Origin of the sequence: Microbacterium sp. SGAir0570, assembly GCF_005491085.2 — a bacterium.
Taxonomy (GTDB): domain Bacteria; phylum Actinomycetota; class Actinomycetes; order Actinomycetales; family Microbacteriaceae; genus Microbacterium; species Microbacterium arborescens.
Genome location: NZ_CP027929.1, coordinates 1395100 through 1417502 on the forward strand (window position 1 = coordinate 1395100; position 22403 = coordinate 1417502).

19 protein-coding genes are annotated in these 22403 nt (G+C 69.7%); 10 read left to right on the top strand and 9 right to left on the bottom strand.

From position 1 onward, the window contains the following. The first annotated feature begins 16 nt into the window (after window positions 1-16). Window positions 17-1144 carry an alkaline phosphatase family protein gene (locus C1N74_RS06575; protein WP_137750217.1) on the top strand — a complete coding sequence of 376 codons (1128 nt, stop codon included), beginning with the start codon at window positions 17-19 and terminating at the stop codon, window positions 1142-1144. Window positions 1145-1174: 30 nt separating this feature from the next. Here the strand turns inward: C1N74_RS06575 and sepH are convergent, their stop codons facing one another. Then, entirely contained in the window at window positions 1175-2212 is a 1038-nt protein-coding gene (sepH, locus tag C1N74_RS06580) for a septation protein SepH (protein WP_071918256.1), read from the bottom strand. A 228-nt stretch (window positions 2213-2440) separates the two neighbouring features. Between sepH and C1N74_RS06585 the strand changes: the two genes are divergently transcribed. Then, window positions 2441-2734, top strand: a complete 294-nt coding sequence (locus C1N74_RS06585) for a DUF4193 domain-containing protein (protein WP_023951316.1) — start codon at window positions 2441-2443, stop codon at window positions 2732-2734. A 73-nt stretch (window positions 2735-2807) separates the two neighbouring features. On the opposite strand, the gene C1N74_RS06590 is transcribed toward C1N74_RS06585, so the two are convergent. Continuing rightward, window positions 2808-3305 (bottom strand): DUF3093 domain-containing protein, encoded by a 498-nt coding sequence (locus tag C1N74_RS06590; protein WP_023951315.1) that lies wholly within the window; start codon window positions 3303-3305, stop codon window positions 2808-2810. 12 nt (window positions 3306-3317) lie between these two features. Between C1N74_RS06590 and dut the strand changes: the two genes are divergently transcribed. The 5 genes from dut to dxs all read left to right on the top strand — a co-directional run bounded on the left by dut (window position 3318) and on the right by dxs (window position 10192). Next, the gene (gene dut / locus C1N74_RS06595; RefSeq protein WP_064956743.1) at window positions 3318-3770 is read left to right on the top strand and encodes a dUTP diphosphatase; all 453 of its coding nucleotides are present in this window, start codon (window positions 3318-3320) and stop codon (window positions 3768-3770) included. Beyond that, window positions 3767-4345 (top strand): DUF3710 domain-containing protein, encoded by a 579-nt coding sequence (locus tag C1N74_RS06600; RefSeq protein ID WP_023951313.1) that lies wholly within the window; start codon window positions 3767-3769, stop codon window positions 4343-4345. The genes dut and C1N74_RS06600 overlap by 4 nt, the downstream gene beginning before the upstream one ends. Next, complete coding sequence (locus C1N74_RS06605; protein WP_071918253.1) at window positions 4342-5109, top strand: DUF3159 domain-containing protein; 768 nt, start codon at window positions 4342-4344, stop codon at window positions 5107-5109. The genes C1N74_RS06600 and C1N74_RS06605 overlap by 4 nt, the downstream gene beginning before the upstream one ends. 133 nt (window positions 5110-5242) lie before the next feature. Continuing rightward, on the top strand, window positions 5243-8101 hold the full coding sequence (locus C1N74_RS06610; protein ID WP_137750218.1) for an aconitate hydratase: 2859 nt from the start codon (window positions 5243-5245) through the stop codon (window positions 8099-8101). A 102-nt stretch (window positions 8102-8203) separates the two neighbouring features. Further along, entirely contained in the window at window positions 8204-10192 is a 1989-nt protein-coding gene (gene dxs / locus C1N74_RS06615; protein WP_137750219.1) for a 1-deoxy-D-xylulose-5-phosphate synthase, read from the top strand. On the opposite strand, the gene C1N74_RS06620 is transcribed toward dxs, so the two are convergent. Together C1N74_RS06620 and C1N74_RS06625 are read right to left on the bottom strand one after the other, a co-directional pair. Beyond that, window positions 10174-10776 carry a hypothetical protein gene (locus tag C1N74_RS06620; RefSeq protein WP_137750220.1) on the bottom strand — a complete coding sequence of 201 codons (603 nt, stop codon included), beginning with the start codon at window positions 10774-10776 and terminating at the stop codon, window positions 10174-10176. The genes dxs and C1N74_RS06620 overlap by 19 nt on opposite strands. Next, window positions 10773-11450 carry a TetR/AcrR family transcriptional regulator gene (locus C1N74_RS06625; protein WP_137750221.1) on the bottom strand — a complete coding sequence of 226 codons (678 nt, stop codon included), beginning with the start codon at window positions 11448-11450 and terminating at the stop codon, window positions 10773-10775. The genes C1N74_RS06620 and C1N74_RS06625 overlap by 4 nt, the downstream gene beginning before the upstream one ends. A gap of 64 nt (window positions 11451-11514) precedes the next feature. On the opposite strand from C1N74_RS06625, the gene pepN reads away from it, so the two are divergent. Continuing rightward, window positions 11515-14019, top strand: a complete 2505-nt coding sequence (gene pepN, locus C1N74_RS06630; protein WP_137750222.1) for an aminopeptidase N — start codon at window positions 11515-11517, stop codon at window positions 14017-14019. A 60-nt stretch (window positions 14020-14079) separates the two neighbouring features. Here pepN and C1N74_RS06635 read toward each other — a convergent pair whose 3' ends face one another. The 4 genes from C1N74_RS06635 to C1N74_RS06650 all read right to left on the bottom strand — a co-directional run bounded on the left by C1N74_RS06635 (window position 14080) and on the right by C1N74_RS06650 (window position 19305). Beyond that, window positions 14080-16224: a 3-hydroxyacyl-CoA dehydrogenase NAD-binding domain-containing protein gene (locus C1N74_RS06635; RefSeq protein WP_036304603.1), complete on the bottom strand. Its 2145-nt coding sequence runs from the start codon at window positions 16222-16224 to the stop codon at window positions 14080-14082. An 11-nt stretch (window positions 16225-16235) separates the two neighbouring features. Beyond that, a complete protein-coding gene (locus C1N74_RS06640) occupies window positions 16236-17453 on the bottom strand; it encodes a thiolase family protein (RefSeq protein ID WP_023951298.1) in 1218 nt (405 codons plus the stop codon). A gap of 72 nt (window positions 17454-17525) precedes the next feature. Beyond that, complete coding sequence (locus C1N74_RS06645) at window positions 17526-18722, bottom strand: HRDC domain-containing protein (RefSeq protein WP_137750223.1); 1197 nt, start codon at window positions 18720-18722, stop codon at window positions 17526-17528. After that, entirely contained in the window at window positions 18715-19305 is a 591-nt protein-coding gene (locus tag C1N74_RS06650; RefSeq protein ID WP_023951295.1) for a DUF3000 domain-containing protein, read from the bottom strand. The genes C1N74_RS06645 and C1N74_RS06650 overlap by 8 nt, the downstream gene beginning before the upstream one ends. Before the next feature lie 25 nt (window positions 19306-19330). Here C1N74_RS06650 and C1N74_RS06655 point away from each other — a divergent pair, with 25 nt between their 5' ends. Further along, window positions 19331-20551 carry a S9 family peptidase gene (locus C1N74_RS06655; protein ID WP_137750224.1) on the top strand — a complete coding sequence of 407 codons (1221 nt, stop codon included), beginning with the start codon at window positions 19331-19333 and terminating at the stop codon, window positions 20549-20551. On the opposite strand, the gene C1N74_RS06660 is transcribed toward C1N74_RS06655, so the two are convergent. Beyond that, window positions 20505-21212 (bottom strand): dihydrofolate reductase family protein, encoded by a 708-nt coding sequence (locus C1N74_RS06660; RefSeq protein ID WP_258318018.1) that lies wholly within the window; start codon window positions 21210-21212, stop codon window positions 20505-20507. The genes C1N74_RS06655 and C1N74_RS06660 overlap by 47 nt on opposite strands. Before the next feature lie 33 nt (window positions 21213-21245). On the opposite strand from C1N74_RS06660, the gene zapE reads away from it, so the two are divergent. Continuing rightward, the gene (zapE, locus tag C1N74_RS06665; protein ID WP_137750225.1) at window positions 21246-22274 is read left to right on the top strand and encodes a cell division protein ZapE; all 1029 of its coding nucleotides are present in this window, start codon (window positions 21246-21248) and stop codon (window positions 22272-22274) included. The last annotated feature ends 129 nt before the right edge of the window (window positions 22275-22403 follow it).

Sequence of the window (22403 nt, forward strand, 5' to 3'; positions counted from 1 at the left end):
TGTCAGACTGTCCGCGATGCCCTCAAGCCTACCGACCGACCCGCCCACGGCCCGGAGCCTCACCGGTGTGCTGCCGCAGCTGCTGACCTCGCTGTCGGGCCGGTCCGACTGGTTCGCTCCGGCACGGTCGGCCATCGTCATCGTCGCCGACGGGCTGGGACGCGGCAACCTCGCGCAGCGCGCCGCCTACGCTCGCTTCCTCTCCGAGCGCATGACCAAGCGGGATGCCGCCCGCACGGTGTTCCCCGCGACGACGGCCGCCGCCCTGAGCAGTCTTTTCACAGCTGTGCCGCCGGGGGAGCACGGCATCGTCGGATACCGGGTGAGGGTGCCCGGCACGGCCTCGACCCCGAACCAGCTCACCGGCTGGGAGGACGATGGCCTCGACCCGCTCTCCTGGCAGCGTTCGCAGCCCGTGTTCGAGCGAGAGGCCGCAGCGGGCCGACGCTGCTTCGTCGTGAGCCGTGCTCAGTACGCCGCGACCGGGTTCACCACGGCGACCGTGCGGGGGGCGGAATTCGTGTCGGCTTCGGGGGTCGGTGAACGGCTTGCGCGGGCCGAGGCCCTCGCCGGAGCCCACGAGGGAGCTCTCGTCTACGTCTACATCCCGGAGCTCGACGTCATCGGCCACGGGCACGGCTGGGAGGGCGACCGGTGGGCGGCGGAGCTGGAGTCGCTCGACGCCGAGCTGCGCCGGTGGGATCGTCAGCTGGGGCCGGGCATCGGTGCTGTGCTGACGGCGGATCACGGCATGATCGACGTCCCCGCGCACCGGCACGTCCTGCTGCGGGAAGGCGACGACCTGCTCGATGAGGTCGATGTCATCGGCGGCGAACCGCGGATGCTTCACCTCTACGCGTCAGCCGGCGCCGCCGAACGCGTGGCCTCCCGCTGGCGCGAGTCGGAATCGGATCGTTCGTGGGTGATGACCCGGGCCGAAGCCGTCGACGCCGGACTCTTCGGGACGGTTCACCCCGAGGTGGCGCCGCGCATCGGAGACGTTCTCGTCGCCGCTCGGTCGAGTGTGGCGTACTACGACGACCGGCTGGCCGACAAGAAGCCGCAGCGGATGGTCGGACAGCACGGGTCGCTCACCGACCAGGAGCGGATCGTTCCCCTCATCCGTTTCGGCGTGTTCGCCTGAGAGCCCGCGTGCGGCGCGCCGCGTGGGTGTTCAGGCGTCTTCGCTGCGCGCGCCGAAGACGATCTCGTCCCACGACGGCATCGAGGTGCGGCCGCCGCGGCGGCGGGTCTCCGGGGTCGTGTCCTCGCTCGCCGGCTCCGCCTGGGGCGCCTCGGGCTCGGGGGTGGGCTCAGCGGGTTCGCGGTAGCCGGGCTCGAGCGCGTCGAAGAGCGCGACCGGTGTCCGTTCGCGCGTGTCCTGCCCGCGGTCCTCGCCGGGCATGGGCTCGCGCTGTCCGCGACGGCGGCGGAGTGCCTCGAGGAGGTCGGCGGTCTCGGACGACGTCACGACCGGCTCGGGAGCGCGCTTGATCGCCGCGTCCTTCGCAGTCGTGCTGCGGAGCGGGGCGGACGCGGCCGCCTCCGGCTCGGCGGCGGGATGATGCCGGGGGCCGAACGCTCCGCTGTCGAACCGCGACTCGTCCTTGGCCTGCGGCGTGTCGAGGGCTCGCAACCGCGGGATCAGCCCCTCGGGCAGCGATCCCTGCCGCGACAGCTGGGTCGCGTCGGAGTTGAGGGGCGCGAGCGACGAGCGTCGCGGGTCGAAAGACCACCGGGCGTCGTGCTCGACCTCGCCCACGGTGAACTCGAGCTTGACGATCCAGCCGTCGGGTTCGCGCCAGCTGCTCCAGCGCTCACCGGTCGCGCCCGCCTCGGCGAGCTTCGTGCGAACCGCGGTGCCGAAGGTCGGCTGGGCGTCCGGTTCGAGCTCGCCCGCGATGAGGACCGGCACCGCGAGGGCCTGTCCGACGATGTGCTCGCGCTCCGCGATGATCGGCCGCTCGTATCGGGCGACGTCCTCGACCCGGATGCCGAGGAGCGTGGCGACATCCGCGGCGCTCATGCCGGCGCGGATGTGCGACTGGATCTCGCGAGGGCTGGGGCGGGGAGCCCGCGGTTCGTCAGCCGGACGGGCGCGGCGCAACTGGGCGCGCAGCGTCTCGTTCACCGGCAACGCGAAGCGCTCCCCGGACTCGGTTGCGAGGACGAGGATGCCCTCCTCGGTCCCGATGACCTTGAGCTGTTCCATGCGCAGAACCCTCCCAGCGATACGTGTGCCGTCATGGTGTCACAGGCATCCGGGGACCGTGGGAATATCCGGGGCGCGCCGTCGGTTTCGGGGGGCGAACCGGTCGTCAGCAGCCGTTCCCGGAAGGATCTTCCGCGACGTTTTGCGAAATACGCGCCGGTCATGCAAACTATCGCCGCCCCACTCGGCGCGGCAACCGGCAACACCTGGAAGTAGAGGCCTTTCGACATGGCTACGGATTACGACGCACCCCGCAAGACCGAGGACGACAGCGAGTCGATCGAGGCCCTGAAGGAGCGCGTGCCCGACAAGTCGTCGGGCTCGATCGACAACGAGGACGCCGACAACCCGTCGGGCTTCGAGCTGCCGGGGGCTGACCTCTCGGACCTCGAGCTGGATGTCGTCGTCCTTCCCCCGCAGGAGGACGAGTTCACGTGCATGGAGTGCTTCCTCGTGAAGCACCGCACTCAGATCGACCACGAGACCAAGGTCGGCGCGATCTGCACCGAGTGCGCCGCCTGACCGTCACGACTCTCGCTGACCCTCGACGCCCCGGCGTCGAGGGTCTGTCTTTTGCGCGAAGCGGTGTGACGGCCTAGGAGCGTCGGGCGCGTGAGGCGGCGTCGGCGCGAGCGCTCTCGACCACCGCGACGACCCGGGACGGCGTCCGGGAGGAGAACACCCAGTGAGTGACCGGATCGTCATCGTCGTCGATCGCGACGCGGACCACACCGTCGATGCCGCCCCGCAGCAGGTGCCACGAGCTCGGTGATAGACCCGGTCCGCGCGCCTGCCGTGCATCGTCGCCCGTCAGCGCCTCCATCTGACCGAGATACTCGAGCTCGATGCTCGCGCGGCCGACGCGCAGGCGTCCGCCGGACACCTCGACGACCGGCGACAGGGCGATGAGGCCCGCGACGACGAGTGCGCCGACGACGATCCCCGCGACGAGCCCGACGATCGAGTCGAGCGGGGCGAGCACGAGGGCGACCATCGGGCCGCAGACGGCCGCGCTCACCAGCAGCCAGAGCGATGGGCTCAGGCGCTCGCGATAGCTCGTAGCGGGCGGGGTGGCGGGGGCGGAACTGTGCATTAGCCTCGTGGGGTGACCGAATCCGTGGACGTCCCCATTATCGCCGTCGACGTTCCCGTGTATGCCCACCCGGGGGATGCCGGAGCAGATCTCGTCTCCACCGAGACGGTGCATCTCGAGCCCGGACAACGCGCACTTGTGGGCACCGGCGTTCGCATCGCCCTGCCCGAAGGCTTCGCCGCCTTCGTCGTCCCGCGCAGCGGCCTCGCCGCGAAGCACGGCATCACCGTGGTGAATTCTCCCGGAACGGTCGACGCCGGCTACCGCGGCGAGATCAAGGTCACCCTCCTGAACACCGACACGTCCGAGGCGTACGACATCGCGCCCGGTGACCGCATCGCACAGGTGATCGTCATGCCGGTGACCCGCGCCCGCTTCATCCCCGTCGACACGCTGCCCGAGAGCGTTCGCGGCGAAGGTGGGTTCGGCTCGACCGGCTACCAGCAGACAGGAGTATCCGCATGAGCGACGACGCGAAGTCCGCGCCCGCCGACCGCGCCACAGCCGGACCGTTCGACGAGTCCGAGGCCAACCCGGTCCGTCCCTACATCGACCTCGGCGGCATCAAGGTGCTGCCCCGCGAGGGTCTCAACCTGCGCCTCGAGGTCGAGGAACAGACCAAGCGCATCGTGGCGGTCGGTCTGGATTACGCCGGGTCCACGCTGCAGGTGCAGCCGTTCGCGGCGCCCCGCTCGACGGGGCTGTGGGACGAGACACGCGAGCAGATCCGTCAGCAGGTGCGACAGCAGGGCGGCCGCGTCGAAGAGCGCGAGGGCCCCCTCGGGCCGGAGCTGCTCGCAGAGGTTCCCGTGATCGCGGGAGCTGACGGCAGCGGCAAGCGTCTCGCGCGATTCGTCGGCGTCGACGGTCCGCGCTGGTTCCTCCGCGGTGTCATCGGCGGGGCCGCCACCAACGACGTCGAGGCGGCCGCGCAGGTCGAGGATCTGTTCCGGTCGCTCGTGGTCGTGCGCGGCGGGTCGCCCATGCCGCCGCGCGACCTCATCCCGCTGAAGATGCCGGCGACCCCCGGCTCAGCGTGAACGGCGACGAGCGTCCCGAGGCGGCGACCGAGCGTCCCGACGACCTGACTCCGCCGGAGCCGGCGGGATCGACGTCGGGTGTGCTGGGCGCCGCCCTCGGCGAGGCCGCGCGCAGGGCGGGCTTCGATCCGGAGACGAACGCCTCGACCGGGGGAGTCGTCTGGCGGGCGATGGGCGGATTCCGCGGAATCGTCGAAGCCGTCCTGCCCGGTCTGGTCTTCATCGTGGTGTTCACGCTGACGACGGACCCCGAGACGCGCGAAGCGAACCTCTGGTTGTCGCTCGGACTCTCGGTCGGGGTCGCCGCCGTCTTCACGCTGCTCCGCCTGATCCAGCGGGGGCCTGCCGGGGCGGCTTTCGGCGGCCTCATCGCAACCGCCGTCGCCGCGGGCCTCGCGCTGTGGACAGGGCGCGGTCAGGACAACTTCATCCCCGGGCTGATCACCAACGCCGCGTACGGCACGGCCTTCCTCGTCTCTGCTCTCATCGGGTGGTCGCTCATCGGGCTCGCGGCGGGATTCCTGATGAACGAAGGAATCGCGTGGCGTCGCGATAAGCGCAAGCGTCGCGTCTACTTCTGGCTCGCGATCGCATGGGCGGCCCTGTTCTACCTGAGGCTCGCGGTGCAGCTGCCGCTGTACTTCGCTGACGAGGTCGCCGCCCTCGGAACCCTGAAGCTCGTCATGGGGCTTCCGTTGTTCGCCCCGCTCGCGGCTGTCACCTGGCTCGCCGTGCGGGCGCTCTATAAGAGGCCCGCCGAGTGATATATTTATCTTGACGTCAAGATAAATTTCCCCCGATCCGACTAAGGGTCGCCTCACTAGATCGACCGGTGCGGCGAGGGGATGATGGGACAGTGCGCGCGAGCGCGCGGCCCGCCGATGAAGGAGAGCAGACGTGTCCACTGTTGACAGCTTCGGAGCCAAGAGCACCCTGACGGTCGGCAGTACCGACTACGAGATCTTCCGGATCGCCACGGTCGAGGGTTACGACCGTCTTCCCTTCAGCCTCAAGGTGCTGCTCGAGAACCTCCTGCGCACCGAGGACGGCGCGAACGTGACGCAGGAGCAGATCCGTGCGCTGGGCTCGTGGGACGCATCGGCGGAGCCCGACACCGAGATCCAGTTCACGCCCGCCCGCGTCGTGATGCAGGACTTCACGGGCGTGCCCTGCATCGTCGACCTCGCCACCATGCGCGAGGCGGTGACCGCGCTCGGCGGTGACCCGAACCGCATCAACCCGCTCTCGCCCGCCGAGATGGTCATCGACCACTCGGTCATCGCCGACCTGTTCGGCAGCGAGAACGCCCTCGAGCGCAACGTCGAGATCGAGTACGAGCGCAACGGCGAGCGTTATCAGTTCCTCCGTTGGGGTCAGGGCGCATTCGACGACTTCAAGGTCGTCCCCCCGGGCACCGGCATCGTCCACCAGGTGAACATCGAGCACCTCGCGAAGGTCATCTACGACCGCAACGTCGACGGCGTGCTCCGCGCATACCCCGACACCTGCGTCGGCACCGACTCCCACACCACGATGGTCAACGGCCTCGGCGTCCTGGGCTGGGGCGTCGGCGGCATCGAGGCCGAGGCCGCGATGCTCGGTCAGCCCGTGTCGATGCTCATCCCGCGCGTCGTCGGTTTCAAGCTCACCGGCGAGATCCCCGCGGGCGTCACCGCCACCGACGTCGTGCTGACGATCACCGACATGTTGCGCAAGCACGGCGTGGTCGGCAAGTTCGTCGAGTTCTACGGCGCCGGCGTCGGGTCCGTCCCGCTCGCCAACCGCGCCACGATCGGCAACATGAGCCCGGAGTTCGGCTCGACCGCTGCGATGTTCCCCATCGACGACGTCACGCTCGACTACCTGCGTCTGACTGGCCGCGACGAGCAGACCGTCGCGCTCGTCGAGGCGTACGCGAAGGAGCAGTCGCTCTGGCACGACCCCGCGAACGAGCCGAGCTACAGCGAGTACATGGAGCTCGACCTCTCGACGGTCGTCCCCTCGATCGCCGGCCCGAAGCGTCCGCAGGACCGCATCCTCCTGTCGGAGTCGAAGGAGCAGTTCGCGAAGGACATCCTCAACTACGCGACCGCAGCCGACGAGCCCGTCGAGGTCGAGGGCACCTTCCCGGCGTCCGACCCGGGCACCGCTCCCGGTGTCGAGCACGAGACGCTCTCCGACGACACCGTCTCGCACCAGCACGACCACGCCCACGCGGGCCTGCTGTCCAGCGGCGCGCCGCACGCGGCGTCCAACCCCGTCAAGGTCACGCAGCCGTCGGGCGAGAGCTACATGCTCGACAACGGCGCCGTCACCCTCGCGGCGATCACCTCGTGCACCAACACCTCGAACCCGTCGGTCATGATCGCGGCGGGTCTGCTGGCGCGCAAGGCCTCGGAGCGCGGTCTCACGCGCAAGCCGTGGGTCAAGACGACGCTGGGACCGGGCTCGAAGGTCGTCACCGACTACTACGAGAAGTCGGGCCTCGACAAGGACCTCGAGAGCCTCGGCTTCTACACCGTCGGATACGGCTGCACGATCTGCATCGGAAACTCGGGCCCGCTGATCGAAGAGGTCTCGGCCGCGATCAACGACAACGACCTCGCGGTCACGGCAGTGCTCTCGGGCAACCGCAACTTCGAGGGCCGCATCAGCCCCGACGTCAAGATGAACTACCTCGCCTCGCCGCCCCTGGTCGTCGCGTACGCCCTGGCCGGGTCGATGAACTTCGACTTCGAGACCGACCCGCTCGGCAAGGACTCCGACGGCAACGACGTCTTCCTGAAGGACATCTGGCCCGCCCCGGACGAGGTCCAGGAGATCATCGACTCGTCGATCTCGCGCGAGCAGTTCATCAAGCAGTACGCCACCGTGTTCGACGGTGACGAGCGCTGGAAGAACCTGCCCACGCCGACCGGTCCGGTGTTCGAGTGGGACGAGAACTCGACCTACGTCCGCAAGGCGCCGTACTTCGACGGCATGCAGATGGAGCTGACCCCGGTCAGCGACATCACCGGTGCGCGCGTCATGGCGACGTTGGGCGACTCGGTCACGACCGACCACATCAGCCCGGCCGGAAACATCAAGGCCGGCACCCCCGCCGCGCAGTACCTCACCGAGCACGGTGTCGCGCAGAAGGACTTCAACTCCTACGGCTCGCGTCGAGGCAACCACGAGGTCATGATCCGCGGAACCTTCGCCAACATCCGCCTGAAGAACGAGCTCACGGCGGCGGTCAACGACGGCAAGGTCGTCGAGGGCGGCTACACGCGTGACTTCACCCAGGAGGGCGGCCCGCAGTCGTTCATCTACGACGCGAGCCAGAACTACCAGGCGCAGGGCACGCCGCTCGTCATCTTCGGCGGCAAGGAGTACGGCTCGGGATCGTCGCGTGACTGGGCCGCGAAGGGCACGAACCTGCTCGGCGTGAAGGCCGTCATCACGGAAAGCTTCGAGCGCATCCACCGCTCGAACCTGATCGGTATGGGCGTCGTGCCGCTGCAGTTCCCCGCTGGCGAGAGCTGGAAGTCGCTCGGACTCGACGGCACCGAGATCATCTCGATCACGGGTCTCCAGCAGCTGAACGAGGGCGTCACCCCCAAGACCGTCAAGGTCGTCGCCGAGCCGAGCGAGTTCTCGCCCGAGGGCAAGGAGACGGTCGAGTTCGACGCGGTCGTGCGCATCGACACCCCCGGTGAGGCGGACTACTACCGCAACGGCGGCATCCTGCAGTACGTGCTGCGCTCGCTCGTCTGAGCCAACCAGCCGCATAGTCCACGAGAGGCCGGAGCGTCCAGCTCCGGCCTCTCGTGCATCCTGCTCGTTAGACTTACCGGCACCGATGGAAGGAGGAGCGCGATGTCACTGCTCTCCTCGATCTCGCACCCGCGCGATCTGGACGCCCTCTCGCTTCCGCAGCTCGAGGCTCTCGCGAGCGAGATCCGCTCGTTCCTCGTCGAGAACGTCGCGCGCAGCGGCGGGCACCTCGGCCCCAACCTCGGCGTCGTCGAGCTCACGCTCGCGATCCACCGGGTCTTCGACTCTCCCAACGATCCGGTGGTGTTCGACACCGGACACCAGTCCTACGTCCATAAGCTCGTGACCGGGCGGCAGGACTTCTCGCGGCTGCGCTCACGCGGCGGCCTGGCGGGGTACCCGCAGCGCAGTGAGAGCGAGCACGACGTCGTCGAGTCGTCGCACGCGTCGAGCTCGCTCAGCTGGGCGGACGGCATCTCGCGAGCCTTCGCCCGCACCGGTCGCACCGACCGGCACGTCGTCGCAGTCGTGGGCGACGGGTCGCTGACCGGCGGCATGACGTGGGAGGCGCTCAACAACATCTCCGACGACAACGATCGCAACCTGGTGATCGTCGTCAACGACAACGGTCGCTCGTACGCTCCCACGATCGGCGGGATGGCGCGCTTCCTGAACAAGGTGCGCACGACCGAGGGGTACCGGTCGCTCCACGAGGGTTCGGCGTCGCTGTTCGGCCGCCTCGGGCCGGCGGCGCGGGCCGTCTACCGCGGACTCCGCGGGGGTACTCACGGGTTCCTGTCCCGCTTCGTGAACAACGAGGCGCTGTACTCGAACCTCGACATCAAGTACCTCGGGCCCGTCGACGGGCACGATCTCGAGGCCATGATCGAGACGCTGCGGCTCGCGAAGTCGTACGGCGCGCCGGTCATCGTGCACGCGATCACCGAGAAGGGCCGCGGCTACGCGCCCGCGCGCCTCGATGAGGCGGATCAGTTCCACGCGGTGGGCAAGATCGACCCCGCGACGGGCCGGCCGGTCTCCTCGGGCAGCACGATCAGCTGGACCGACGTGTTCGCCGAAGAGCTCGTGTCGGCGGGGGAACGCCGCTCTGATGTCGTGGCGATCACCGCCGCGATGCTGCGTCCGACCGGACTTCTGCCGTTTGCGCAACGGTTCCCCGATCGCGTCCTCGACGTCGGCATCGCGGAGCAGCACGCCGTCGCGGCATCCGCCGGCCTCGCCTTCGGCGGCCTGCATCCGGTCGTCGCGATCTACGCCACGTTCATGAACCGCGCGTTCGACCAGATGATGATGGATGTCGCGCTGCACCGTGCCGGCGTGACATTCGTGCTCGACCGGGCCGGCGTCACCGGGCCCGACGGTCCCAGTCACCACGGTATCTGGGACCTCGCGATGCTCCAGCTCGTGCCCGGCGTCCGCATCGCCGCGCCCCGCGACGCCGAGCGTCTGCGCGAGGTGTTCCGCGAAGCGGTCCAGATCGAAGACGCCCCCACGATCGTCCGCTACCCGAAGGGCTCGGTCGGTGACGAGCTGCCGGCCGTGGAGCGTCTGGACGACGGGACCGACGTGCTGGTGCGGGGCGAGTCCGACGACGTGCTCATCGTCGGTATCGGTCCGATGGCGCGTCTCGGCGTCGATGTCGCCGAGCGCCTGCGAGCACAGGGAATCGGCGCGACCGTCATCGATCCGCGCTGGGTGGTGCCGGTCGCGCGCTCGGTCGTCGACCTCGCCGCCGAACACCGGCTCGTCATCACGATCGAGGACGGGATCCGTGTCGGCGGCATCGGCACCCGCATCCGCCAGGTGCTGCGCGAGGCCGGCATCGACACCGCCGTCGACGAGCTGGGGCTGCCCGACGAGTTCATCGACCACGCGGAGCGCGACGAGATCCTCGAAGACGCGGGCATCACGGCCGCGAAGATCGCGCACGACGTCGTCGCGCAGGTCCTCGGCACCCGCATCCCGATCGCTCGCCCCAGCGCGGACGCGGAGTCGGACTGGTCGGATTCCGCTGACGCACCGGACCGTGCGGAGGCCGCGGACGGCGAGCGTCAGTCTCGAGGCCGCTGACGTCGTCTCCGATCGGGGTCGATGATGCGGTAGCGCTCGTCGAGAGCGTCCTCGGTCGCGGCATCCGCATCCGACGCCGGCACACCGTCGCCGAATCCCTCGGAGTCGAGGCGCAGTGCTCGCCGCGCGGTGATGAACCATGCTCCTGCCAGCCCCATCGCGCTGAGAGGCACGTTGACGAGGAGAGCGATCGATCCCGCCCAGCCGTCGGCCGATCCGCCCATCAACGTGATGAGGGCGCCCGCCGTGGTGACGACGCCGACCAACGCGCCGTACGCCGCGAAAGCGATCAGGTGTACGCCGATACGCGGCGAACGTCGCAGGAAGCGGCCGAGCGCGTATGCGCCGGGCGAACCGATCACGACGGCGGGGACGGAGGCGATCACGATCATCACGGTGCCCACGACCAAGCTGAAGCCGCCCGTCACCACCGCCCACGAGACGATGAGCAGCAGCGTCGTCGCGCCCCACGCGCGGGCGGCGCCCTTCAGGAACTCGGCGCGGGTGAACGCGAGAGGTTCGGCATCCGTGCGCGGCGAGTCTCGACGGGACGCGAGCGGCGGTTCGGGGTCGGTGCCCGTCACGATCGTGTCTCCGCGATGAGGTCGAGGAGCTCCCGCAGCGGCCGTCGCAGCATCGGGAGGCGGACGAGCGGGAGCGCCATCGCGAGAAGCGCCAAGCCCCTGTCGAGCAAGCGCCGCGTCTTCGCCTGGTCGTCGGACTGGTCGTAGACCCAGTACATCGCAAGCAGCAGATGCGCGAGAACGAGCGCCCCGGGTAGCGCCTCGGCGATGTCCTTCGGGAGCTTGTGGTCGGCGCCGTCGACGGCGGTGCGGAACAGTTCCTCCACGATCGTGAGCGAGGCATCCGACTCGGGCGACAGCGGGTTGATCGACGAGCGGGGGGACACCGCGGCCGTCAGGAACTCGGGCGCATGGCCATGAGTCGGCGTCAACTGATCGAGGCCCGTGTGGAAGACGATCGCGAGTCGGGTCGTGAGGTCACGCTCGGACGCGAGTCGGGGGAGGGCGGCAGCTCGGTGCGCCAGCTGCACCTGGAGGTAGAACTCCTGCACGAGCTCGTTCTTCGACGCGAAGTGGTAGTTCGTCGTGCCGACCGAGACGCCGGCCTCCGAGGCGATATGACGGATGGTGGTCGCGTCGTAGCCACGCTCGCGGAACGAACGGAGCGCGGTCTCGACGATCAGGGCACGCGTGCGGTCTCGTTTCGATCCGGTCGGCGACGGTGTGCTGAACATGTTCAGACTCTACAGCGCGACTTCTCAGGCCGTCCGGCCCACGCTCGCGTGAAAGCATGGAGGGATGACCGGCGACAACCTCTCCCGTTCCGATGCTCAGCGGCGTGCAGCCGAGATCCGGCTCCACACCGTCGATGTTCTCCTCGATGTCCGCGACGCGCCGCGGGCCGACGAGACGACCTTCGGCACCCGCGCGGTCCTCTCGTTCGATGCGACCGTCGGGGGAGAGACCTGGGTCGACTTCCTCGGTTCGAGCGTCGACGCGGTCACCGTGAACGGAGAGAGCCGGCCCGTGGACTGGGACGGCGCCCGCATCCGCATCGACCGCCTCGCCGAACGGAACACGGTCTCGATCGAGGCACGCGGCCTCTACAGTCGCTCGGGCGAGGGCCTGCACCGTTTCGTCGACCCGGTCGACGGTGGCGTCTACCTGTACACGCAGTACGAACCGGCCGACGCCAGGCGTGTCTACCCGTGCTTCGAGCAGCCCGATCTGAAGGCGCGCTGGCGGATGCGGGTCGCGGCGCCGCGGGGGTGGCGGGTGCTGTCCAACGGTGCGGAGGCCGTCCGCCGCGACATCGACGGCGGCGTCGAGGTCGCCTTCGCCGAGACCCTCCCGATCTCCAGCTACATCACCGCCGTCGCCGCGGGGCCGTACCACCGCGTCGACGCCGTGTGGGACGGGCCGGAGGGGCCCGTCGAGCTGGGCGTGCTCTGCCGCGCCTCGCTTGCGCCTCACCTCGACGCTGAGGAAGTCATCGACATCACTCGCCGCGGGCTCGCATACTTCGGGGAGGCGTTCGGGCTCGGTTACCCGTGGGGCAAGTACGACCAGATCTTCGTTCCCGAGTACAACCTCGGCGCGATGGAGAACCCGGGGCTCGTCACTTTCACCGAGGCCTACGTCTTCCGCGGGGCGGCGACGTCGGCGCAGCGCGAGGCGCGCGCCAACACGATCCTCCACGAGATGGCGCACATGTGGTTCGGCGACCTCGTGACCATGCGCTGGTGGGACGACCTGTGGCTGAAGGAATCCTTCGCCGACTTCATGGGTTCGCACGCGTCGGTCGCGACCGGGCTCTATCCGGATGCCTGGGTGAGCTTCGCGAGCAGGCGCAAAGGCTGGGCGTACGAGCAGGACCAGCTGCCGACGACGCATCCGATCGTGGCCGACATCCCCGACCTGCAGGCCGCCAAGCTCAACTTCGACGGGATCACGTACGCCAAGGGAGCGTCCGTGCTCAAGCAGCTCGTCGCGTACGTGGGGGAGGAGGCGTTCTTCGCCGGTGCGCGTCAGTACTTCGCCGCCAACGCCTACGGGAACACCACGCTCGCTGATCTGCTGGACGCGCTCGAGCACACCTCCGGACGCGATCTGCGCGCGTGGAGCGGCGCGTGGCTCGAGACCACCGGGATGTCGGATCTGTCGGTCGAACGCGATGGGCCGGACGGCGTCACCGTCGTCCAGACAGATCCACGACCCCATCGCGTGACGATGGGACGCTACGTGGAGACGGAGGGGGCGCTGCGGCGCGAGGATGGAGTCGACCTCGATCTCGTCGACGCTCGGACGCCGCTGCCCGGGGATACCCGAAGCCTGATCATCCCGAACGACGACGACCGAACCTATGCGAAGGTCCGCCTCGACGAAGAGACGACGGCCGCGCTCGAGCGATCGCTGTCGACGATCGGCGACCCCCTCGCTCGGTCGGTCGCATGGGCTGCGCTCTGGAACGCGGTGCGCGACGGTCGTCTCGACGTCGCGCGCTACCTCGAGATCGTCAGAGTGCACCCTGCAGCCGACACCCACATCGGTCTGCTCGGCGACGCGGTCGCTCACGCCGACTACGCGATCGCCCACTACGCAGCGCCCGCGCAGCGGGAGACGCTCGCCGCGCGCTGGCTGGAAACCGTCTGGCAGTCCCTGCACGAAGCCCGCCCCGGCAGCGATGCGCAACTGGTGTGGGCACGTGCCCTGGGGGCCTCCGCCGCGGTGGATGCGGGGCGTGCGGCATCGTTGCGCCAGCTGCTCGCCGGCGCGGGGCGACTCCCCGACGGTCTCGTTCTCGATGCCGACCTGCGGTGGAGCTGGCTCTTCGCGCTCGCCGCGACGGGCGAGGCCAGCCCCGCCGAGATCGACGCCGAGCTGATGCGAGACGACACCGCGAAGGGCAGACGAGCCCACCGCGCTGCCCGCGCGGCACTGCCGGAGGCGGCGGTGCGCGAGGCCGCCTGGGTCGAGGCCTGGACGGACGAGACCCTGTCGAACGACGAGCTCGACGCCACGATCGCGGGTGTTCGCGCCGGAGGGCGACGCGATCTCATCGCGGCCTTCGACGCGGACTACTTCTCGCGCATCGAACGGGTCTGGGCGACCCGCAGCATCGAGATCGCGCGGCGCCTCGTGCGCGGGCTGTTCCCCGCGGCGGATGACCTCACGGAAGCGACGGCGTGGCTCGACTCGCATCCCGAAGCGCCGGCCTCGTTGCGGCGCATCGTGATCGAGCAGCGCGACATCCTCGAGCGAGACCTTCGCGTGCAGAGCGCGCAGGGCGGCTTGCCGGCGTGACACGACGAGGACCCCGCGGCTTCGTGCCACGGGGTCCTCGTCGTGATGCGGCGCGAGGTGTCAGCGATTCGCGATCCCGCGAATGGGCGGGTGGTGGAACGTGTCGCCGAACGCCCGCTCCGACGCGCCCTCCCGATCGAGGTAGGGCGAGGCCCCGCCATCGATGAACGGCCAGCCGGCGCCCAGGATGAGGCACAGGTCGATGTCCTGCACCTCGGGGACGACGCCTTCGTCGAGCATGAGCTTGATCTCCTGTGCCAGGCCGTCCTGCACGCGCTGAAGGATCGTCTCGGCCGCGACCGGCGACGAACCCGTCGCCTTCTTCGCGATCTTCTCCGCGGCCTTGGTGAATCCGGTGACGCGCCCTCCCTTGTCCTTCTCGACGACCTCGGAGAGCTCCGCGAGCTGATGGAAGTTCTCGTTCGCGTAGAAGCGGTCGGGGAACGCCGAGGTCATCGTGTCCTGCACGTGTGCGGCGACCTTCCAGCCGACGAGGTCGATGAGCTGGAAGGGCCCCATCGGCAGCCCGAGCGGCGAGAATGCCTTCTCGACATCGGCGACCGGCGTGCCCTCGTAGACGGCGCGCGCCGCCTCGCCCATGACCTTCGCCAGCAGCCGGTTCACGACGAAGCCGGGCGCGTCGGCCGTCAGGACGGCGTTCTTTCCGAGCCCCTTCGCGACCACGAAGGCGGTCGACAGGGCAGCATCCGTCGTCTGCGGCGTCTTCACGACCTCGATCAGCGGCATGACCGCGACGGGGTTGAAGAAGTGGAAACCGACCAGACGCTCGGGGTGAGCGAGCTTCGCGCCGATCTCCGCCACCGACAGTGACGAGGTGTTCGTCGCGAGGATCGCGTCGTCGGCGATGATCTTCTCGATCTCGCCGAAGACCTGCTGCTTGACGCCGACCTCTTCGAAGACCGCCTCGATGACGAAGTCGCAGTCGGCGTACTCGCTCTTGTCGACGGTGCCGTGGACGAGCGAGCGGAGCTTGCCCGCCGTGTCGGAATCGATGCGGCCCTTCGCCTCGAGCTTGCCGATCTCCTCGCGGATGTAGGCGAGCCCCTTGTCGACGCGCGCCTGATCGAGGTCGGTGATGAGCACGGGCACCTGGAGCCTGCGGACGAAGAGCAGCGCGAACTGGCTGGCCATGAGGCCCGCACCGATGACGCCGACCTTCGTCACCTTCTTCGCCAGCGACTTGTCTGGAGCGCCGACGGGCCGCTTCGCGCGCTTCTGCACGAGGTCGAAGGCGTACATCGACGCGGCGAACTGGTCGCCCGAGATGAGCTCGGCGAGAGCGTCGTCCTCGCGGGCGAAGCCTTCTTCGCGCGATCCGCTACGGGCCTTCTCGAGCAGCTCGAGCGCCAGGTAGGGCGCCTTCGGCACGGTGCCGATCTTGGACTCGAGCATCCCGCGAGCGACCTTGACGGCGATCGGCCACTTCGTCAGGCGCTCGAGCTTGCCGGGCTCGTTCTTGCGCGTGACCGAGACGGCACCCGACAGTACGCGGTCAGCCCAGGCGAGGGAGTCCTCGAGGTAGCTCACCGCGGGGAAGATCGCGTCCATGATGCCCAGGTCGAACGCCTGCTGAGGCTTGAGCACGCGGTTCTGCTTGAGCGGATTGCTGATGACCACTTCGAGCGCGTTCTCGATGCCGATTAGGTTCGGCAGCAGGTAGGCGCCGCCCCAGCCCGGGATGAGACCGAGGAAGACCTCGGGCAGGGCGATGGCCGCCGCGGAGGCATCCACGGTCCGGTAGGTGCTGTTCAGCGCGATCTCGAGACCGCCGCCGAGGGCGAGGCCGTTCACGAAAGCGAAGGAGGGGACACCCAGCTGCGACAGGCGCCCGAGCACCTGGTGCCCGCGCTGCGCGACGAGCTTCGCGATCTCCTTCGAGGGCAACCGTGAGACATCGGAGAGGTCGGCTCCCGCGGCCAGGATGTACTGCTTGCCGGTGATGCCGACGGCATCGATCTCGCCCGCTGCCGCACGCGCGGCGAGCGTATCGAGGACGCCGCCCAGCTCGGCGAGCGTCGCCGGACCGAGCGTGTTCGGTCGGGTGTGGTCGCGGCCGTTGTCGAGGGTGATGAGCGCGAGCGTGCGGCCCGAGGGGAGCCGGACATCACGCACGAGCGAGTGGGTGACGACCTCGTCGCCGGTCAGGGCGTCGAGGGGGGAGAAGTCGATGTCGTCGTAGGTCATGTCGGCGCGCCTCACTTCTTCGCGGTCTTCTTCTTGCCGGTGTAGTGCGGGTTCTCCCAGATCACGGAACCGCCCTGGCCGAGGCCGACGCACATGGCCGTCAGTCCGTAGCGGACGTCCGGACGCTCGGCGAACTGAGCGGCGAGCTGGATCATCAGACGCACACCGGATGCCGCCAGGGGGTGACCGACCGCGATGGCGCCGCCCCACGGGTTGACGCGCGGATCGTCGTCGTCGATGCCGAAGTGGTCGAGAAGCGACAGCACCTGCACCGCGAACGCCTCGTTGAGCTCGAACAGGCCGATGTCGTCGATCGTCAGGCCGGCCTTGGCGAGCGCCTTCTCGGTTGAGGGGATGGGGCCGATGCCCATCACCTCGGGCTGGACGCCGGCGAAGCCGAACGAGACCATCCGCATCTTCGGAGTGAGGCCGAGCTCCTTCACCGCGCGCGAGCCGGCGAGGAGGCTGATGGTCGCGCCGTCGGTGAGAGGTGAGGACGTGCCCGCGGTGACGCGCCCGTGCGGGCGGAAGGGCGTCTTCAGCTGAGCGAGGCCCTCCATCGTGGTCTCGGGCCGGCGGCCCTCGTCCTCGGTCGCGAGGCCCCAGGCACCGTCCGCGGACTTCACCGCGACGGGAACGAGATCAGGCTGCAGCTTGCCCGCCTCGTACGCGGCCTGAGCCTTGTGCTGGCTGCGCATTCCGAACCGGTCGGCGCGCTCCTTCGTGAGGACCGGGAAGCGGTCGTGCAGCCGCTCGGCGGTGATTCCCATGTTCAGGGCGTCTGCGCTGACGAGCTTCTCGGTGAGGAAGCGCGGGTTGGGATCGGTGTCGCCGCCGCCGAGGGGGTGTCGACCCATGTGCTCGACGCCGCCCGCGAGGGCGAGGTCGTACATGCCGATGCCGATCGAGCCGGCCATCGTGGTGACGCTCGTCATCGCACCCGCGCACATGCGGTCGATCGCGAAGCCCGGCACGCTCTGCGGGAGGCCGGCGAGGATCGCTGCGGTGCGGCCGAGGGTCAGGCCCTGGTCGCCCTGCTGGGTCGTTGCGGCGATCGCCACGTCATCGATCCGGTCGAGCGGCACATCGGGGTTGCGTTCGATCACGCCCCGGATCGCTTTGACGACGAGGTCGTCCGCTCGGGTGTTCCAGTACATGCCCTTCTCGCCGGCGCGCCCGAACGGGGTGCGCATGCCGTCGATGAAGTAGACGTCCGAGATCTCGGCCACTTTGCCTCCAGAAGATGGGATCTTCCCCAGCCTAGAGAGCTGCGGAGGCCGGGAAAATCGGTTGGGTCGAACCTACGAACCGGCCGAGGAAGGTGCGGCATCCCCGTTCACGGAATCCACAAAGGCTTGAGCGATCAGCTGTGCAGTCTGCTCAATCTGCCACGGCCGCGCGCCGAGCTCCGCGAGTGCCGTCCCGACCGCCTCGGCCGAGATCTCCGCGGGCGGTGCCCATGCCACGCGGCGCAGCAGCTCAGGAGTGAGCAGGTTCTCCGTCGGCATCGACAACTCCTCCGCGCGCTGCTCGACGAGCGGCTTGGCAGCCTTCAGGCGGGCGTCGGCGGGAGGGTTGCGGTCGACCCAGGCCCGCACGGGCGGCAGGCCGTCGCCCGGCAGCCGGTCCGGCGGCAGCGACTGCTCGGCCCGGCCGGCCTCGAAGGCCGCCCACCAGCGGTCGAGCTGCGAGCGGCTCGCGCGGCCGGTGAAGTCCTTGACCTTCGCCAGGTCCTGCTTCGTCTTGGGGTCGGCGGCGAGCGCCGCGACGAGCGCGCGGTCGGGGACGAGCCGGCCGGGGGCGATGTCCTGCTCGCGGGCGTACTCCTCGCGCGCGGTCCACAGTGCTCGCGCAACCGCGAGCGCGCGGCGGCCCCGAATCGTGTGCAGGCCGCTGAGTCGGCGCCAGGGGTCTTCGCGCGGTGGCTTGACCGGCCGGTCGAGCACGGCTTGGAACTCCTGTGCGGCGAACTCGACCTTGCCCTGCGCCTCGAGCTCGCCTGCGAGCGCATCGCGCACGTCGATGAGGTGCTCCACGTCGAGGGCTGCATACTCGAGCCACGACTGCGGCAGCGGGCGCGTCGACCAATCGGCCGCCGAGTGCGCCTTGGCGAGGACGATGCCCAGGGTGTCCTCGACGACGGCGCCGAGCCCGACGCGGGCGTGCCCGAGCAGGCGTGCGGCGAGCTCGGTGTCGAAGATCGACGTCGGGTCGAGCCCTGCCTCGCGGAGCGAAGGCAGGTCCTGGCTCGCGGCATGCAGCACCCACTCGACGTCGCCGATGGCGGACTGGAGAGGGGCGAAGGTCGTGATCGCCGGGGGATCGAACAGATGCACGCCGGCTCCACGGCGGAAGACCTGGATGAGATAGGCCCGTTGCGAGTAGCGGAAGCCCGACGCTCGCTCGACGTCTACGGCGACGGGTCCGTCGCCGGCCGCGAGCAGCTGCGCGGCGCGTTCGAGTCCGGCGTCATCGGCGATGACGGTGTATTCAGCCACGGTTCCCCCGGCGTGCTCCGAAGACGGCGACGCCCTCCGACCCCGGAGGAAGGCCGGCCAGCATGCAGGTCAGTTCCGCCCAGGCGTCGATGTGGGCGGTGATGTCGCCGACGGGGGTCCACGAAGCGCGCAGTTCGATCTGCGCACCGTCGCCCTCATCGGCGAGACTTCCGAAACCGCGCGAGAGCGTCTTCGTCGCGGTCCCCGAGATGGAGTGGAACGAGGCGCCGCGATGATCGAGCGCGTCGATGAGCCACGACCAGGCGACCTCGGCGAGAAGCGGATCGACGCCGATCTCGGGTTCGAGCGGCGCCTGGGCGAATGCGACGATGCGCCACGCCCCGCCCCAGGCATCCGGCTCGTCGTCGTCGTGGAGGACGACGATGCGGCCGGTGCCGTAGGGGGAGTCGACGGCGTGATCCTCGGGTCGCACATCGCCCGCAAGCGCGAGGGCGTCGGGCGCGAGGCCGGTCGGGGCAGGGATCTCGCGGACCACGAGGTCGTCGCGGAAGGTCATCGCCAGCACCGCCTCGCGTGCGACGACGAATGCCGTCGCGTCGGCGGGAGGACGGGAATCGGCCACGTCGACAGACTAGAGTGAGGCTTCGATGATGGGTTCCAGGCGCGCCGGGGCTGCGGGCGCATCTCCCGCAGCAGCCACCGCCGCGAAGACGACGATCGCGGCATTGGCCGGAGCCCTCGGGATCTCGTTGGCCGCGCTCGGCACCGTTTCGATGCGCGTAGCCCGTAAGGTCGTGACGCCCGCCGGGCGGGTGCCCGACACGCAGCTGCTCGCGGTCGACGTCGCCGCGCAGACGCTCACCCTCTCGCGCACTCCCGACACCGAGCTGCCGGGGCGGTACGGACTGTTCACGACGGGCACCGCCTCGTACGTGAAGGTCGGTGCCGTGCTGGCGCTCGACGAGACGTCGGTCAAGCGCAAGCTGCTCACGCAGATCGGAACGGACGACCGGCTGTCAGCCGCCGCGGCATTCAGCGGGTGGTACTACTCCGATCCGGCAGAGCTGCACCTGCCCTACCACTCCGAGCTCGTCGGGTCTCCGCTCGGACCCTGCCCCGCATGGTTCTTCCCGGCCGCGGACGCGGCGGGGGAGCCGAGCGACACGTGGGTCATCCAGATTCACGGGCGCGGCACGACACGGGCCGAGACGCTGCGTGCGGTGCCGGTGTTCCACGCCGCCGGTGTGTCGTCCCTGCTGGTGTCGTACCGCAACGACGGCGAGGCGCCGCGCAGCCGATCGGGCACGTACATGCTCGGTGCGACCGAATGGCGCGATGTGGATGCCGCGATCGGAGCGGCCCGCCGCCGCGGCGCGCGCCGCATCTTCCTCATGGGGTGGTCGATGGGCGGCGCGATCGCCCTCCAGGTCGCCCTGAACTCGGCCCATCGCGACATCATCGCCGGAGTCTTGCTCGAGTCGCCGGCGATCGACTGGCGCATCGTGCTCGACTACCAGGCGCACCTGCTGCGCATCCCCGCCCCCGTCGCGAGCACCGCCGTGCGCGCGCTCGACAGCGCGTGGGGGTCGCGGGTCGTCGGGTTGAACACCCCGATCCCGTTCGACCGGCTCGATGTGGTCGCCCGTAGGGCCGAGCTTCGGCATCCGATCCTCATCCTGCACAGCGACGACGACGGCTTCGTCCCGGCGGACGCGTCGTATCAGCTGGCAGAGGCGCGTCCCGATCTGGTCGAGCTGGAGGTGTTCCGGACGGCCCGGCACACGAAGCTGTGGAACTACGATCCGGAGCGTTGGACCTCGGTCATCCGCGACTGGCTCGAGCGCCGACGCTCAGCCGCAGATAGCTGAAGCCCGCGGCATCCATCAGCGCACCCGCGACGGCGGTCGGCACCTCGTCCGCAACCGGCAGGACGGGATGCCGGACCGGTCCGATGCGCGGCGCGACCGTGAGGCAGATCTCGTCGGCCACGCCCGCGGCGATGAACTGCGCAGCGAGGGTCGGTCCGCCCTCGCAGACCACGCGCTCCCACCCGCGGGCCGACAGGACGGCGAGCACGTCGGCGGGGGACAGGTCGGGCCCGCTGCCGGCGGTGACAACGGTGACGCCGGCGGGCGCTTCGGGACGGGCGCCGTCGGGAACGACCAGGACGACCCGCCCCGCCTCGGCGTCGGTCAGGCGGTGGCCGTCGAGACGCCCCGACCGCGAGACGATGGCGAGGGCCGCCGTACGCGGAACGACATAGCCCTCCGCGCGGACGGTCTCCGCGCCCACGACGACGACGTCGGCGTCCCGGCGGATGATGCCGAGGATGCTGCGATCGGTCGGGCTCGTGATCGTCTCGCTCGTCCCGTCGCCGCCGGAGGCCGACCCGGTCAGGGTGGTGACCATGTTCACGCGGACGTATCCGCCGGGCGCTCGCCGGTAGCGCCCTGCGAGCCACACCCGTCCGGCATCCGTCGTGGGATCGGCGCTCTCGCCGGTTCCCGGAAGCATCTCGGTCACACGCACGGCGTCATCCTTTCACGCGGTTAGGGTTGATCCGTGACGAGCACATCCGCCGGAATCCTGCGCCTCAGCGACCGCCGTCCCGAGGTGAGCGGCACCGAGATGCTCGCCGCCCTGGTGCCGCCGCCGCAGTTCGACGAGGCGACGTTCGATTCGTACCGGGCCGACCCGCAGTACCCGTCGCAGCAGGAGGCGAAAGACCTCCTCGAGACCTTCGCCGGCGGTGGGGCGCCGGCCGCCCGCGGGGGACTGTTCCGCCGCGCGAAGAAGGCGCCCGAGACGAAGCCCGGGGTGTACCTCGACGGCGGCTTCGGCGTCGGCAAGACCCACCTGCTCGCCGCGATCTACCACGCGATGCCGGCACGCCGGAAGTACTTCGGCTCGTTCATCGAGTACACCGCCCTCGTGGGAGCCGTCGGGTACCAGAACACGGTGCAGCTGCTGCGCGGCGCCGACCTGCTGTGCATCGACGAGTTCGAGCTCGACGACCCGGGCGACACGATGGTGATGACCCGGCTCCTCGGCGAGCTCGTCGCATCGGGCACGCGTCTGGCGGCGACCTCGAACACGCCGCCCAACGCGCTGGGCGAGGGGCGTTTCGCCGCTCAGGACTTCCTGCGCGAGATCCACGCGATGTCGGCGAGCTTCCAGACCATCCGGATCGACGGCACCGACTACCGGCAGCGTGCCGTCGACGGGCACGCCGTCGCGCTCGCGCCCGAGAAGTACGAGGCGGCGATCGCGGAAGCCGCGGCATCCGGTCTCGTCTCGGACGACCCCTTCGCCGACGTCATCGCGCACCTCGCGACCGTCCACCCGTCGCGTTACATCCGCCTCGTCGATGACATCTCCACGATCGGTCTGCGCGACGTCACGCAGTTGACCGATCAGTCGGCCGCCCTCCGCTTCGTCGCGTTCGTCGACCGCGCCTACGACGCGCAGATCCCGATCCGCGCCACGGGCCGGCCTCTCGACGAGGTCTTCGGCGACGAGATGCTCGGCGGCGGATACCGCAAGAAGTACCTGCGCGCCATCTCGCGCCTCGTGGCTCTCACCCACTTCTGAGCACCTGCGCAGGGCTCGCGCGGCGCCAGGAAACCTGATGTTTACCGGGGGAGCGCTCGCGTAACCGTTCGGAAACACGACTGCGCCGTCGGGGGAAACTGGGTGCCTCGACACTGAGGGGACCCGACG